General features: G+C 61.7%; 14 protein-coding genes. 11 read left to right on the forward strand and 3 right to left on the reverse strand.

The annotated features are described in order from the left end of the window. Nucleotides 1–19: 19 nt before the first annotated feature. The 8 genes from WNY80_RS12295 (at nucleotide 20) to WNY80_RS12330 (ending at nucleotide 6,959) form a co-directional block, all read left to right on the forward strand. Nucleotides 20–1,180 (forward strand): exo-alpha-sialidase, encoded by a 1,161-nt coding sequence (locus WNY80_RS12295; protein WP_342887673.1) that lies wholly within the window; start codon nucleotides 20–22, stop codon nucleotides 1,178–1,180. Nucleotides 1,181–1,364: 184 nt separating this feature from the next. Next, nucleotides 1,365–2,159, forward strand: a complete 795-nt coding sequence (locus WNY80_RS12300) for a thymidylate synthase (protein WP_342887674.1) — start codon at nucleotides 1,365–1,367, stop codon at nucleotides 2,157–2,159. Between the two features lie 2 nt (nucleotides 2,160–2,161). Then, nucleotides 2,162–2,497 carry a MazG nucleotide pyrophosphohydrolase domain-containing protein gene (locus WNY80_RS12305; RefSeq protein WP_342887675.1) on the forward strand — a complete coding sequence of 112 codons (336 nt, stop codon included), beginning with the start codon at nucleotides 2,162–2,164 and terminating at the stop codon, nucleotides 2,495–2,497. After that, a complete protein-coding gene (locus tag WNY80_RS12310; protein ID WP_342887676.1) occupies nucleotides 2,490–3,005 on the forward strand; it encodes a dihydrofolate reductase in 516 nt (171 codons plus the stop codon). Before WNY80_RS12305 ends, WNY80_RS12310 begins: the two co-directional genes overlap by 8 nt. 143 nt (nucleotides 3,006–3,148) lie before the next feature. After that, complete coding sequence (gene hflK / locus WNY80_RS12315) at nucleotides 3,149–4,258, forward strand: FtsH protease activity modulator HflK (RefSeq protein WP_342887677.1); 1,110 nt, start codon at nucleotides 3,149–3,151, stop codon at nucleotides 4,256–4,258. Beyond that, complete coding sequence (locus WNY80_RS12320) at nucleotides 4,258–5,172, forward strand: protease modulator HflC (protein WP_342887678.1); 915 nt, start codon at nucleotides 4,258–4,260, stop codon at nucleotides 5,170–5,172. Before hflK ends, WNY80_RS12320 begins: the two co-directional genes overlap by 1 nt. A gap of 17 nt (nucleotides 5,173–5,189) precedes the next feature. Then, complete coding sequence (locus WNY80_RS12325; RefSeq protein WP_342887679.1) at nucleotides 5,190–5,378, forward strand: DUF2065 family protein; 189 nt, start codon at nucleotides 5,190–5,192, stop codon at nucleotides 5,376–5,378. A 153-nt stretch (nucleotides 5,379–5,531) separates the two neighbouring features. Next, nucleotides 5,532–6,959 carry a DegQ family serine endoprotease gene (locus WNY80_RS12330; protein WP_342887991.1) on the forward strand — a complete coding sequence of 476 codons (1,428 nt, stop codon included), beginning with the start codon at nucleotides 5,532–5,534 and terminating at the stop codon, nucleotides 6,957–6,959. Between the two features lie 72 nt (nucleotides 6,960–7,031). Here WNY80_RS12330 and WNY80_RS12335 read toward each other — a convergent pair whose 3' ends face one another. After that, entirely contained in the window at nucleotides 7,032–7,586 is a 555-nt protein-coding gene (locus tag WNY80_RS12335; protein ID WP_342887680.1) for a GNAT family N-acetyltransferase, read from the reverse strand. After that, nucleotides 7,583–8,473 carry a phosphoserine phosphatase SerB gene (serB, locus tag WNY80_RS12340; protein WP_342887681.1) on the reverse strand — a complete coding sequence of 297 codons (891 nt, stop codon included), beginning with the start codon at nucleotides 8,471–8,473 and terminating at the stop codon, nucleotides 7,583–7,585. Before serB ends, WNY80_RS12335 begins: the two co-directional genes overlap by 4 nt. On the opposite strand from serB, the gene miaA reads away from it, so the two are divergent. Beyond that, the gene (miaA, locus tag WNY80_RS12345) at nucleotides 8,472–9,371 is read left to right on the forward strand and encodes a tRNA (adenosine(37)-N6)-dimethylallyltransferase MiaA (protein WP_342887682.1); all 900 of its coding nucleotides are present in this window, start codon (nucleotides 8,472–8,474) and stop codon (nucleotides 9,369–9,371) included. The genes serB and miaA overlap by 2 nt on opposite strands. A gap of 105 nt (nucleotides 9,372–9,476) precedes the next feature. Then, the gene (locus tag WNY80_RS12350; protein ID WP_342887683.1) at nucleotides 9,477–10,250 is read left to right on the forward strand and encodes a GGDEF domain-containing protein; all 774 of its coding nucleotides are present in this window, start codon (nucleotides 9,477–9,479) and stop codon (nucleotides 10,248–10,250) included. 88 nt (nucleotides 10,251–10,338) lie between these two features. Here WNY80_RS12350 and WNY80_RS12355 read toward each other — a convergent pair whose 3' ends face one another. Continuing rightward, nucleotides 10,339–12,279: a DUF87 domain-containing protein gene (locus WNY80_RS12355; RefSeq protein ID WP_342887684.1), complete on the reverse strand. Its 1,941-nt coding sequence runs from the start codon at nucleotides 12,277–12,279 to the stop codon at nucleotides 10,339–10,341. Between the two features lie 327 nt (nucleotides 12,280–12,606). Between WNY80_RS12355 and WNY80_RS12360 the strand changes: the two genes are divergently transcribed. Next, entirely contained in the window at nucleotides 12,607–14,382 is a 1,776-nt protein-coding gene (locus tag WNY80_RS12360) for an acetolactate synthase 3 large subunit (protein WP_342887685.1), read from the forward strand. The last annotated feature ends 66 nt before the right edge of the window (nucleotides 14,383–14,448 follow it).

Raw genomic sequence — 14,448 nt, forward strand, 5'->3', positions numbered from 1 at the left:
CTTGACGGAGCGCACCCTGATGTCTTCTCGCAGCGTGACAGTCCTCATTGGCACCACAAAGGGCGCCTTTCTGGTTGACGGCAGCAATGACCGCGATGGCTGGGTCGTCAAGGGACCATTCTGCGACGGCTGGCCGATCAACCACATGATCGGCGATCCGCAAACCGGAACGTTGTGGGCCGCAGGCGGCGGCGACTGGCACGGCGCCGGCGTCTGGTGTTCCCGGGACGGTGGCGGGACCTGGGACCTTGTGCGGCTGACCCGCGGCACGATCGACGACTGGGCCGAAAACGATGCGGATTTTGCTGCCATGATCAACTGGAGCGGCGAGGCCCTGCCGTTCACCGACACGTTCTCGCAGATATGGTCGCTGGGTTATGCTCATGGCACGCTATACGCAGGCACCAAGCCCGCGAGCCTGCTGGCCAGCACGGATGGCGGGAAATCCTGGGAGAGAATTGAAGGATTGAGCAATCATCCCTCTGCCGGCAGCTGGAACCCCGGGGCTGCGGGCCTGGTGTTGCACACGATCGTTTCGGACCCAGCGGAGCCGAGAAAACTCTGGATCGGCATATCCGCGGCCGGTGTGTTTGCCACCGAAGATGGTGGCGTCACCTGGGAACGTCGCAACCGCCTCTCCAACGCCGACAGTTGTGGCCATCACGACCATCCGGCGGCACCTCGTGACGGCGAGATCGGTCACTGCGTTCACAACATGATGCGCGCGCCGGGAACCGGTGATCTGCTCTACCAGCAGAACCATCACGGTGTCTGGCGCTCCGTCGATGGCGGACGCAACTGGGATGACATCACCGAAGGGTTGCCTTCGACATTTGGTTTCCCGATCCGGGTGCATCCACGTGATCCGGAAACGCTCTGGACCTTGCCACTCAACGGCGATAGCCAGGGCCGCTATCCGCCCGATGCAGCCGCGGCTGTCTGGCGCTCGCGCGACGGTGGGGCAAGCTGGCAGGACCTGCGCCGGGGACTGCCGCAGCACAGCTGCTATTTCACAGTTTTGCGTCAGGCGATGGCAGGCGATACGCATAATCCGGCCGGCATCTATTTCGGCACCAACAGCGGCTCGGTCTTTGCCAGCCTCGACGAGGGCGACAGCTGGGACGAGATTGCGCGGCATCTGCCGACGATCCTGGCTGTGGAAGTACTCGACCGCAGATGACGCGTAGGCCGGGGAGGGGGCTGCCGGGTGCGGAGATTTATTGAAAAACAGGGCCTTGCAGCCGGTTCGTGACTCAATCTGTCATGTCCCGCCGGTTTCGGAACGGGGATAACCCGCGTGCGTCGTTTCGATGGCGCGCCAAACCGGCTAGGATTGCACTTCCTCGAATCATCAAGCGGCACCCATGCAGCAATATCACGATCTTCTCCGGCTGGTTCTCGACCAGGGCTCCGACCGCGACGACCGCACCGGCACCGGCACGCGCAGCCTGTTCGGCCACCAGATGCGGTTTGATCTGGCGGCGGGATTTCCGGTGCTGACCACCAAGAAGCTGCATCTCCGCTCGATCATCCACGAACTGCTGTGGTTTCTCAAAGGCGATACCAACATTGCCTACCTGAAGGCCAACGGCGTTTCGATCTGGGATGAATGGGCCGACGAGAATGGCGACCTCGGCCCGGTCTACGGCGCGCAATGGCGCTCCTGGCCTGCGCCCGATGGCACAACAATCGACCAGATCGCCGGCGTTGTCCGCCAGATCAAGACCAATCCCTCGTCGCGCCGCCACATCGTCTCGGCCTGGAACCCGGCGGAAGTCGACCAGATGGCGCTGCCGCCATGTCACTGCCTGTTCCAGTTCTATGTCGCTGACGGCAAGCTCTCGTGCCAGCTCTACCAGCGCTCCGCCGACATCTTCCTTGGCGTACCGTTCAACATCGCCTCCTACGCGCTTCTGACCATGATGGTGGCGCAGGTGACCGGCCTGGAACCGGGCGATTTCGTCCATACCCTGGGCGATGCCCACATCTACAAGAACCATTTTGATCAGGCCCATCTGCAGCTTTCGCGTGCGCCGGGGGACTTGCCGGTGATGCGGATCAATCCCGATGTTAGCGATCTGTTTGCCTTCACCTACGAGGATTTCAAGCTCGAGGGGTACGACCCGCAACCGGCGATTTCCGCCCCGATTGCGGTGTGACCATGGACTTGCGCCGGATCCAGGTAAAGGTCGAAGCCGTTTCACGGATCTATGCAAGAAACTGCGACGTGCGCCGCGACGATGACTGGTATTTCCTCAAGATGCAGGAAGAGACCGGGGAGCTGCTGCAGGCCTGGCTGCGACTGACCAGCCGCGGACGCCACAAGGGCGATACCGAGGCCCAGATCCGGTTGCAGCTCGAGGATGAACTCGCTGACTGCCTGGCGCAGGTTCTGCTGATCGCCGAACGTTTCGAGATCGACGTTGAAAAGGCCACCGAGCGGAAATGGTTCAAATACCTGCCTGAGTACAAGCATGCCGGAAACGCCGATGAATAATCCGAAAATCGTTCTGGTCGCAGCCCATGCCCGCAACGGCGTGATCGGCCGCGACGGCGACATGCCATGGCGGCTGCCTTCCGACCTCAAGCACTTCAAGGCGGCCACCCTGGGCACGCCGGTGATCATGGGCCGCAAGACCTATCTCTCCATTGGCAGGCCGCTTCCCGGCCGCGCCAACATCGTGGTCTCGCGATCGGGTTTCTCGGCGGATGGCGTCGAGACGGTGGATAGTTTCGAGGCAGCGCTCGAACTTGCCCGGAACCACGCCCGGCAAACCGGCGCGGACCAGGTGTCCGTCATTGGTGGTGGTCAGATCTATGCCCTCGCCATAGGTCGTGCCGATGAACTGCTGCTCACCGAGGTCGACGCCGAAATTGAAGGCGACACGGTCTTCCCGGCCATTGATTCGGAGCTATGGCAGAAGCTCAGCCTGTCCGATCCGGTGAAGACCGAAAAAGACAGCCATACGGTCCGCTTTGCCGTCTGGCGGCGGCGAAATCGATAATTCGACCGGATTAAGCGTCAATCGGCGCATGATCGCACAATGTCGCGTTGAAAGCGGCGGGTCCGATACCTATAACGAGGACAACGTGCGCACTCCGGGAGATTTCCGGAGCGCGCCATAACACGGTTTGGAAAGAGGTCTTGATGCCCTGGAGCAATCAAAACGGAGGAGGCGGCGGCCCATGGGGCGGCGGCGGTGGTGGAAACAATCAAGGTCCGTGGGGGAAAGGCCCCCAGCCGCCGCGCGGCGGTGGCAACCCGCCAGATCTTGAGGAACTGATCCGGCGTGGCCAGGACAAGCTTCGCCAGGCACTTCCCGGCGGTGGCGGCGGTTCGGGCAGCACCAAGCTGATTGTCGCCTTGGTGGTTCTGGGTCTTGCCGGCCTGTGGCTGATGCAGTCCGTCTACACCGTCCAGCCGGATGAGCGTGGCGTTGAATTGCGCTTCGGCAAGCCCAAGGACGAGATTTCCCAGCCTGGCCTGCACATGATTTTCTGGCCGTTCGAAACCGTCGAACTGGCAACAATCGTTGAACGTGAAATGGACACCGGCGGGTCTTCCCGTACGGGCTCCAGCGATGGCCTGATGCTTTCGGGTGACCAGAACATCGTCGATGTCGAGTTCAAGGTGCTGTATGCCGTTCAGGACCCCAAGGCGTTCCTGTTCAATATCGCCCGTCCCGAAGACACGCTTCGCCAGGTTGCCGAAAGCGCCATGCGCGAAGTGGTTGGCCGCAGGCCGGCCCAGGACATTTTCCGCGACAATCGTGAAGCGATCGCCGCTGAAGTCCAGACCATCATGCAGACTGTCATGGATGCATTCCCGTCTGGCATCGTGGTCAATCAGGTCTCGATCGAAGATGCGGCTCCGCCGCGCGAAGTGGCTGATGCCTTTGACGAGGTGCAGCGTGCCGAACAGGACGAGGACCGCTTCGTCGAGGAGGCCAACCAGTACGCCAACCAGAAGCTTGGTCAGGCACGTGGTGAAGGCGCCCAGCTTCGCGAAGAAGCCTCCGCTTACAAGGATCGCGTCGTCAATGAGGCGACCGGTGAAGCAGGCCGCTTCCTCTCTGTTTATGAGGAATATGCCAAGGCGCCGGACGTGACACGGTCGCGTCTGTATCTCGAAACCCTGGAAAAGGTTCTCGGTGGATCTGACAAGGTCATCATCGGCCAGGATGGCGGCAGCGGTTCCGGCGTTGTGCCCTATCTGCCCCTGCCTGAAATCCGCAAGAATGCTGGAGGCAACAACTAATGGGTAATCGTCTTCCCCTTATCGGCGGTATCCTTGCCGTCATCGCCTTCATCGTCTGGTCGTCGCTGTTTGTCGTCAATGAACGTCAGCAGGCCATCGTCGTCCGCTTCGGTGAAATCCAGGACGTGAAGACCGAGCCGGGTCTTTACTTCAAGCTTCCTTTCGCCTTCATCGACGCTGATACGGTGCAATATGTCGAGGACCGGGCCCTGCGCTTCGATCTCGAAAACATCCGTGTTCAGGTCTCGGGCGGCAAGTTCTACGAAGTCGATGCGTTCGTGCTCTACAAGATCACCGATGCACGCAGGTTCCGTCAGACTGTCTCGGGCGATCTGGTCGCAGCTGAATCCCGGCTCCGTACCCGTTTGAACTCGGCCTTGCGTACCGTTTACGGTCTGCGCGGGTTCGAGGCAGCATTGTCGGAAGAGCGCACCTCGATGATGCGCGAAGTGCGCGACCAGCTTCGCCCTGAAGCGGAATCGCTCGGACTGCGCATTGACGATGTGCGTATCCGCCGGACCGACCTCACTCAGGAAGTCTCGCAGCAGACGTTTGAGCGGATGAAGGCAGAGCGCCTTGCAGAAGCCGAACTGATCCGTGCACGAGGCAACGAGGCAGCGCAGCGTATTCGCGCTATCGCCGACCGTCAGGTTGTCGAGATCGTTTCCGAAGCAGCCCGTGACGCGGAAATCATCCGGGGTGAGGGCGATGGTGAGCGTAACCGGATCTTCGCCGAGGCGTTCTCCAAGGATGCGGAATTCTTCGAATTCTACCGTTCGATGAATGCCTATAGCGAAGCACTCGCCAATTCCGGCACCACCATGGTGTTGTCGCCGACTTCGGAGTTCTTCCGCTACTTCAACAACAGTGTCGCCGACGCAAAGTCAGCGCCTGCAACGGCACCTGCCAATTGATTGAAGGGTAACCGCCAGTGAGCACGTTCTTTCTGGCTGTTGGACTTGTGCTTGTAGTGGAGGGGCTGGCCTATGCGCTGGCCCCTTCCTTTATCCGCCGGATGGCTGAGGAATTGCCCAAGCTGGGCGATGAGTATCTGAGGATTTTCGGCGTTGCCGCACTGGCGATTGGCGTTGGGCTGGTCTATCTGGCGCGGCATATTTGAACCGTTCGCCTTCGCCGTTGTCCGGCCGGCACCGGATCTGCCGGACGCGCGCCATATTTGGTGCAAATTACTGATGAATGAATGTCGTTCAAGGAGACCGACTCGATGAGAAATATTCGCTTTCGCTCTGTCCGGATGGCATTCGCCGCGGCCATGCTGATGGCATCGCCGATGATGATGCCCGCCTATGCGCAGTCCAATCACGGGCCCGCGTCGGTGGCCGATCTGGCCGAAGGACTGCTCGATGCGGTGGTCAATATCTCCACCTCGCAGAATGTCGGCGGCAGCGGGCGCACACTGCCACGGATGCAGGCGCCGGACGGCTCCCCATTCCAGGATTTTTTCGACGAGTTCTTCAAGGAGCGTCAGGGAGAAGGGCAGCGCAGCCGCAAGGTTACGTCGCTCGGCTCGGGTTTTGTCATCGATGCCAAAGAGGGCATCATCGTCACCAACAACCACGTCATCGATGGCGCTGACGACATCGAGGTCAATTTCGCCGACGGCTCCAAGCTCAAGGCTGAACTGGTCGGCGCCGATTCCAAGACCGACCTGGCCGTGCTCAAGGTCGAACCGGTCAAGCCGCTGACCGAGGTTCCCTTTGGCGACTCCGACAAGATGCGGATCGGCGATTGGGTGATGGCGATCGGCAACCCCTTCGGTCTTGGCGGCACCGTCACCGTCGGAATCATCTCGGCGCGCGGCCGCGACATCAATTCCGGTCCCTATGACAATTTCATCCAGACCGATGCCGCCATCAACCGTGGCAATTCGGGCGGCCCGCTGTTCAACATGAACGGCGAGGTCATCGGCATCAACACGGCGATCATCTCGCCCTCGGGCGGCTCCATCGGCATCGGCTTTGCCGTGCCCACCGAGCTTGCCGTCAATGTCATCGACCAGTTGCGCGAATTCGGCGAAACCCGGCGCGGCTGGCTCGGCGTGCGGATTCAGCCGGTGACCGATGAAATCGCCGAGAGCCTCGGCATGGATGAGGCCAAGGGAGCCCTCGTGGCTGGTGTGGTTCGCGGCGGCCCCGTCGACGACGGATCCATCGAGCCGGGCGACGTGATCATCCGGTTTGACGGCAAGGAGGTCGAAGCCATGCGGGACCTGCCGCGTGTTGTCGCCGAAAGCCCGGTTGGCAAGGCCGTCGATGTCGTCGTCATCCGCAACGGCAAGGAAGAGACCGTCAAGGTAACCCTCGGTCGTCTCGAAGACAGCGAGAAGCAGGCCAATGCCGATGACGGCAGTGGCTCTCCGGCTTTGCCCGATGCGCTCGAGACCCTCGACGTGCTCGGCATGACGCTGGCAGAACTGACCGATGACGGCCGGCAGGAATTCGCCATCGCCGATGATGTCGAAGGCGTGCTGATCACCGACGTCGATCCCGATTCCGCCGCCGCCGAAAAGCGCATCATGCCCGGCGATGTCATCGTCGAGATTGCCCAGGAAGCCGTCATGACCCCGCAGGACGTCGAGGACCGGATCGCGGCCCTCAAGCAGGACGGTCGCCGCAACGCGCTGTTGATGCTGGCCGGGCGCACAGGCGAGTTGCGTTTTGTCACCGTCCGCATGGACTGATCAGGTCTTTATGCACACCAATCAAAAGGCGGCTCTCGGGCCGCCTTTTTCGTTTTGGCAATGAAAGCCGTGTCAGGAACGCGGATCGCCGGCCAGCATCTCGTAAAGCACATGCCGGATCAGTCGTGGATGGGTGTCGGGCACGTTCGGGTGGTCAAAATCGAGTTCCGGCCGGGCCGTCATGCCGATCCGCCGCATTACCGCTGTCGAGCGATGATTGTCCGCCACCGCGAAACTGATTATCCGCTCAAGCCCCAGTTCGTCAAAGCCGAAATCGCGCCAGGCCCGCGCCGCTTCGCTGGCGATGCCCTTGCCCCAGAACTGGGGCGCCATCCGCCAGCCGATCTCGACGGTTCCATCCGCCACGCCCGGCACGTTGCTTGTTTCGTAAAGCCCGGCAAAGCCCGCCGTCTCTCCGGTTTCGGCGATTTCGATCGCGGCAAAGCCGTAACCGTTCTTCGCGATCCCGGCCGCCAGCCGGTCCATCATCGCATCGGCTTCAGCGCGGTTGCGACGCACCGCGAAAAACTCCATCACCCGGTCGTCGGAATTGACCAGGTGAAACAGCTCGCGGTCGCTCTCACGCCAGTTGCGCAGGATCAGGCGTTCCGTTCTGAGCAGGGTCATGAGCTGACGAAATCGGTTCGGCGGTAGCCTTGCAGGTAGAGCAGGGCGGTCAGATCGCCGTGATCAATGCGGATATCGGCCTGTGCCGCGACCGACGGTTTGGCATGCAGCGCCACGCCGGAGCCGGCGCGGCCGAGCATACCCAGATCATTGGCCCCGTCGCCGACGGCGATGGCATCAACGGGATCGAGATTCAGCCGGGCGGAGATGTCTTCCAGCGCGTCGACCTTGGCCTGCTTGCCGAGGATCGGTTCGCGCACCGTGCCGCTGAGCACGCCATCTTCGCTTTCGAGAATGTTGGCGCGATTCTCGTCAAAGCCGATCATGGCGGCGACGACGGATGTAAACGAGGTGAAACCTCCCGAAACCAGGGCTGTGTAATGGCCGTTGGCGCGCATGGTGGCGACCAGTTCACGGCCTCCCGGTGTCAGCGTGATGCGGTTCTCGATCACCTGCGCGATCACGTCGACGGACAAGCCCTTGAGCAGGCCCACCCGTTCCCTCAGCGCCGGTTCGAACGCGATCTCGCCGTTCATCGCCCGTGCGGTGATGTCCGAGACCTTGTCCTTCAGCCCGACTTCGGCCGCCAGTTCATCGATGCATTCCTGGCCGATCATGGTCGAATCCATGTCGGCGATGAGGATTTTCTTGCGCCGGGTTTCGCTCACCTGGATGGCCGCATCGACAGGCTGGTCGCCAATCACGGTTCGCAGTGCCGCCAGCGCCCCGGCTGCATCGGTCCCGTCCTTGAGCGCGATGTCGCAGGCAACGCCATCGGCAAGCCAGTAAAGACCGGCACCGTCAACGGCGTTGAATGCGGCTTCCCCGAGCGCTGGCACAAGAACAGGGTTTGACGGATTGGCGACAAGCGTGGCAACGAGGGCCATGGAACAAAAACTCCGGCAACAGGATATATCCGCGCTTCTGATAGCCGGGCCGACCGCCAGCGGCAAGTCCGCGCTGGCAGTCAAGATGGCGCGCGAGCTTGGCGGCGAGATCGTCAACGCGGATTCGATGCAGGTCTACGGCGTGCTCGACCGCCTGACCGCGCGCCCCGACAGCCAGGACCTTGCCGAGGTGCCGCACCATCTTTACGGCCATGTTTCGCCCGGTACTGCCTATTCTACCGGCATCTGGCTGAATCAGGCGACGGAGGTGATCGCCGCAATCCGGGCTCGCGGCGCGCTTCCGGTGATTGTCGGCGGCACCGGGCTCTATTTCAGGGCGCTCACCGGCGGCCTGTCTGAAATGCCGGAAATTCCCGATCCCATCCGCAACGAATTGCGCACCCGGCTGGAAACCGATGGGGTCGAGGCGCTGCACGCCGAACTTGCCGGGCTCGATCCGGTGATGGGCGAGCGGCTTCGTCCGGCAGACCGGCAGCGTATCCTGCGCGCGCTCGAAGTTGTCCGCGCCACCGGCCGGTCGATCACCGAGTTTCAGGGCCGCGGCGGCGCCGTGATCGTCGATCCGCTCAGCGCCCGCTGCATGGTGCTTGAGCCTGCGCGCCCGGAATTGCATGCACGGATCAACCAGCGCTTCGACCGGATGGTCCAGGACGGGGCGATTGATGAGGTCAGGCAGCTGATCGCGCTCGACATTCCACCGCAGCACCCGGCCATGAAGGCCATCGGCGTAAGCCAGATTGCCGATTATCTCGCCGGCCGTCACTCGCTTGAGCGAGCCGTCGAACTGGCAAGCACCGCCACCCGCCAATACGCAAAGCGTCAGATGACCTGGTTTCGCAACCAGCTCGGCGAGGAATGGCAAAGACTGCAGCCGTGAGGCGAAAATAATTCCTGTACCCGCATTTGTTGATAACTGTATTAAGCGAAACATAAGGGGTTGGCACTAGTCTTTGCTCCATTGTCGTGGGTTTCAGTTGGAAAAATGCGTTTTCACAAGGTTGAGCTGTTCTTTCTTCTGCTGATCGTTCTTGTAGCCATCGGCGGACTCTTCTCGTGGGCGGCATTTTCCGCCGCGACTGGCGGCCTCGTGGTCGGTGGTGTGGAAACCGCGGCACGTTTTGCGCTCATGAGTGCCGTGCTGGCAGCACTGTCGGTGGTCTGCGGCTTTCTGCTGGTCTTGCCGATCATGTCACGAAGCCTGCGCGAACGCGGCAAGTTGCAGCGTATGACGGAATCGCTTTCGGTCCGCTCCCTGTCGCTTGAGCATGCTGCCGTCACCGACGGTTTGACCGGCATGTACAACCGCCGCTATTTCGACGAGGCGCTGGCCGAATATCTCGAGGCTTTCGGGCAGATCAAGAAGCCGATCGGCATGGTCATTCTCGATCTCGATCATTTCAAGAAGGTCAACGACACCCACGGCCATGATGTCGGCGACGAAGTCTTGCGCCAGGTCGCCGAGTGCCTGAAGATTTTCACCCGTTATCACGATGTTCTCGCCCGCTTGGGCGGCGAGGAGTTCGCCATTCTCTCTCCCAACATCACCGAGAGCCAGCTCTACAGTCTGTCCGACCGCATCCGCCAGGCTGTCTCCGAGCTCAAGATCACCAATGGCAATGTCACGCTGAAAGTCACCGTCAGTGCCGGTCTGGCCGTCTGGGATGGCATCGAAACTGGTGAAGAACTTTACCGCCGGGCAGACAAGCAGCTTTACGAAGCCAAGCGCCAGGGCCGCAACCGGGTCTGCGCCGCCTGAATCAAACCCGCAAATCCCGCATATCTTCTCAAGATCGCGCCTTCAGGCGCACGGCAAGGCTGTCGGCCGGGCACGAGGATTCCAGGTGTCAGTCCTTGAGCAGGGAGGACAGCGGCTTTTTCAGCAGGCTCGAACGGAGGGAATTGAGTTCCGGGCGCGGTGCGGCGGCAGCCGGTCCGGGGCGGGTGCCCGGCTCCGGTGTGTAAGCCGTTGGCTGATGCGCCGGCTGTGCGTCGGTGAGACGGCGATGGGCCGCTGCCACGTCGAACTGTTCGGCCGGATCGATCGATGGCATCTGCGGGGTGATCGAAGGTTGCTGCGGCCTGACGGCTTCAGCCGGGACCGCTGCCGCCGGGGCAGGGGCTCTCTGCGTGTCATCGATATGCCGCATCCGCATGACGATCTTGCCCAGGTCGACAGTGTTCGGGTCACCCCGGTGAACCGGCTGCAGCCCCGAATTGGCGCGCGGCAGCACGTCTTCCGAAACCCGCTCAAAGACCATGCGCATCGGCACCGCCACGGCCTCGCCGAAGGCGATGGCCTCGCCATTGCCGATCGAGGACAGGAAACTCATGGTCGAGGCCGAGGAGTCGGGAATGGCCGAGCGGATGATGTCCTGGTCGCGGTCGTTGGAAAGCCGCATGGCAAACACGGTCGAGCACTGTGACAGGATTGTCGGATCGAGTTCGCCCGGGCGCTGGGTGATCACGCCGAGGCTGACACCGTATTTGCGGCCTTCCTTGGCGATGCGCGAAATGGCCTGGCGCGTCGGAAAGAATCCGAGCTTCGGATCAGCCGGAACATAGCGGTGAGCCTCTTCGCAGACCACCAGGATGCGCACGCCGCCAGCGCTCCACAGCGCGATTTCAAACGCCATGCGGCACAGGATCGAGGCAACCGAGTTGACCACTTCGGACGGGATCCCCGCCAGCTGGAAGGTGGTCACCGGCTTGCCATCTCCGGGAATGCGGAAGATGTGGCTGATCGTGGTCAGGATGGTGTCGTGAATGGTGTTGGACGAGAACATGAACTCGTAGCGTGGATCGTTGATCGCCGCCTGGATGCGCACCTTGAGCGAGCGCAAATGCGGTTTCTCGGCCCGGCCCTCGAGCTTGCCGATGCGTTCATCGATCAGCGCCAGCAGGTCGGCGACCCGGTAGGGAACCGGCGTGTCCGCGGTGAGCGAGGATTTTTCCGGTCCGCGGCGGATCAGCGCCGTATCGGTGGCGCCCTTGAACAGCCGCTTGGCTTCAGGGATCAGGTCGCGCAGCACGTCGATTTCTTCGGGAATGGATGGGCGTCCGCGGAACAGGACTTCGGTGAATTCCTCGAGCTTGAACAGCCAGAACGGCAGGTCCAGTGTATCCGTGTCGATGACCACCGATTTGTGGGGGAAGGCTGCCGCGAATTCATTGTGCGGATCGAGGATCAGCACCCGCAGTGAAGGGTCGGCCTTCAGCGCCTTGTTCAGCAACAGCGTGACCGCCGTGGTCTTGCCCACGCCGGTGGTGCCGACAACGGCAAAATGCCGCGACAGCAGCGAGGGAATGTGAATGAGTGCGCCCAGCGAGGTGTCCTGGGTCAGCTTGCCGATCACCGCGGTGTCGCTGACACCCGGGTCGTAGATAATTGCAAGATCGGAGGAGCGCATGCGGTGTGCGATGGCGCCGAGATAGGGGTATTGGGTAATGCCGGCGCTGAACTCGGGTTGACCGTCCACGCCTTCGCGGATCTCGCCGACCAGCTCGACTTCGATGTGCATGACATTTTCGTCGGCTTCCGACCACGCGGTCGTTGCGGTCTCCATCGAACAGACAAGCGCCACCACACGGTTGGCGCCGACACTGATGGAAATCAGCCTGCCCACCGACCAGAGTTCGGCCAGCCCGTTGCCGTCCTTGCCGGCGATAGCGCTTACAGTTGCCTTGGAACCGGAGCAGCCGACAACGCGGCCCATCAGCCGGTTTCCTGCCGGGTAGATGCCACGCCGTGCGCGCCCGTCCTCCTCGCTAGAAGCCGGTGTTGTCATTTCGCCGTCCGTGGTCTGCCCATTGTCCATTCCGGCCAACATCGCACTGCCAGGTTAATGCGGAGTTGCGGTCATTGACGATTGGCCGGTTTTGAACCCGGCATTCGGTCAATTAATTCGTTGACGCGGGGTTTATGAGACGGTACGAGATTAAGCATGAACAAGATCGCGAACATTCTCGTGGTAGGACCGCGCATGGGCAGGGTGGCGTAGCCACCCGGCGAAAGCTCCCATGCGCGAAACACAGGCTCCTCCGGGGGCCTTTTTTTATGGCTTAATCCGGGCTATTGAGCCCGACAAACAGACGAAAACAAGGGGTCAGGCAATATGGCCGGCAAGCAAATGGAAATGACAGGCGCGGAAATGGTTCTGCAGGCGCTCAGGGACAACGGCGTCGAGCACATCTTCGGATATCCGGGCGGCGCGGTGCTGCCGATCTACGACGAACTGCACCAGCAGGAAGACATCGAGCATATTCTGGTCCGCCACGAGCAGGGCGCCGGTCACATGGCCGAAGGCTATGCCCGGTCCACCGGCAAGCCGGGCGTCGTTCTCGTCACTTCCGGTCCGGGCGCCACCAACGTGGTCACCGCGCTTCAGGATGCGTTGATGGATTCGATCCCCATCGTCTGCCTCACCGGCCAGGTTCCCACATCGCTGATCGGCTCCGACGCCTTCCAGGAATGCGACACCGTCGGCATCACCCGGCCGTGCACCAAGCACAACTGGCTGGTCAAGGACGTCAACCAGCTCTCCCGCGTCATCCATGAAGCCTTTCGTATCGCCACCACCGGCCGTCCCGGTCCGGTCGTTGTCGACATTCCCAAGGATGTTCAGTTCGCCACCGGCCTCTACACCCCGCCATCGCCGGTGATCGAGCAGAAGAGCTACCAGCCGAAAGTCTCGGGCGATCTCGACAAGATCCGCGAAGCCATCGAGCTGATGGCGACCGCCAAGCGTCCGATCATCTATTCGGGCGGCGGCGTGGTCAATTCCGGCCCCGAAGCCAGCCAGTTGCTGCGCGAACTGGTCGAACTCACCGGGTTCCCGATCACCTCGACCCTGATGGGTCTGGGCGCTTATCCGGCATCGGGCAAGAACTGGATGGGCATGCTGGGCATGCATGGCACTTATGAAGCCAACATGGCGATGCATGATTGCGATGTCATGGTCTGCATCGGCGCCCGGTTCGATGACCGCATCACCGGCCGTCTCGACGCGTTTTCGCCCAATTCGAAGCGGATCCACATCGACATCGACCCGTCCTCGATCAACAAGATCGTCCGCACCGATATCGGCATTCTCGGCGATGTCGGCCACGTGCTTGAAGACATGGTCCGGCTGTGGCGTGCGTCGAAGAAAACCGACCGCAGCCAGCTTGCCGACTGGTGGACCCAGATCTCCAAGTGGAGAGGGCGCAATTCACTGGCCTATGCGGCCAACAGTGACGTCATCATGCCGCAATACGCCATCCAGCGGCTGTATGAGCTGACCAAGGACCGTGACACCTACATCACCACCGAAGTCGGCCAGCACCAGATGTGGGCAGCCCAGTTCTACGGCTTCGAGGAGCCAAACCGCTGGATGACCTCCGGTGGTCTGGGCACCATGGGTTACGGCTTCCCCGCCGCCATCGGCGTCCAGGTCGCTCATCGCGACAGCCTCGTCATCGACATTGCCGGCGATGCCTCGATCCAGATGTGCATCCAGGAAATGTCCTGTGCGGTCCAGCATGAACTGCCGGTCAAGATCTTCATCCTCAACAACCAGTACATGGGCATGGTCCGGCAGTGGCAGCAATTGCTGCATGGCAACCGCCTGTCGCATTCCTACACCGAATCCATGCCTGATTTCATCAAGCTGGCCGAGGCCTATGGCGGCGTCGGCATCCGCTGCGACAAGCCCGGCGATCTCGACGATGCGATCCAGACCATGATCGACACGCCGCGGCCGGTGATTTTCGATTGCCGCGTGGCTTCGCTTGCCAACTGCTTCCCGATGATCCCCTCGGGCAAGGCGCACAACGACATGCTGCTGCCTGACGAGGCCACCGACGAAGCTGTCGCCAACGCCATTGATGCAAAAGGCCGCGCGCTCGTCTGAGCCGCCAGTGGTCTGGCCGAAACAGATGGCCCCATCTGTTTCGAAAAGCCAGCCCACCACCAGAAC

The sequence above is a fragment of the Hoeflea sp. AS16 genome, assembly GCF_038900095.1.
Classification (GTDB): Bacteria; Pseudomonadota; Alphaproteobacteria; order Rhizobiales; family Rhizobiaceae; genus Hoeflea.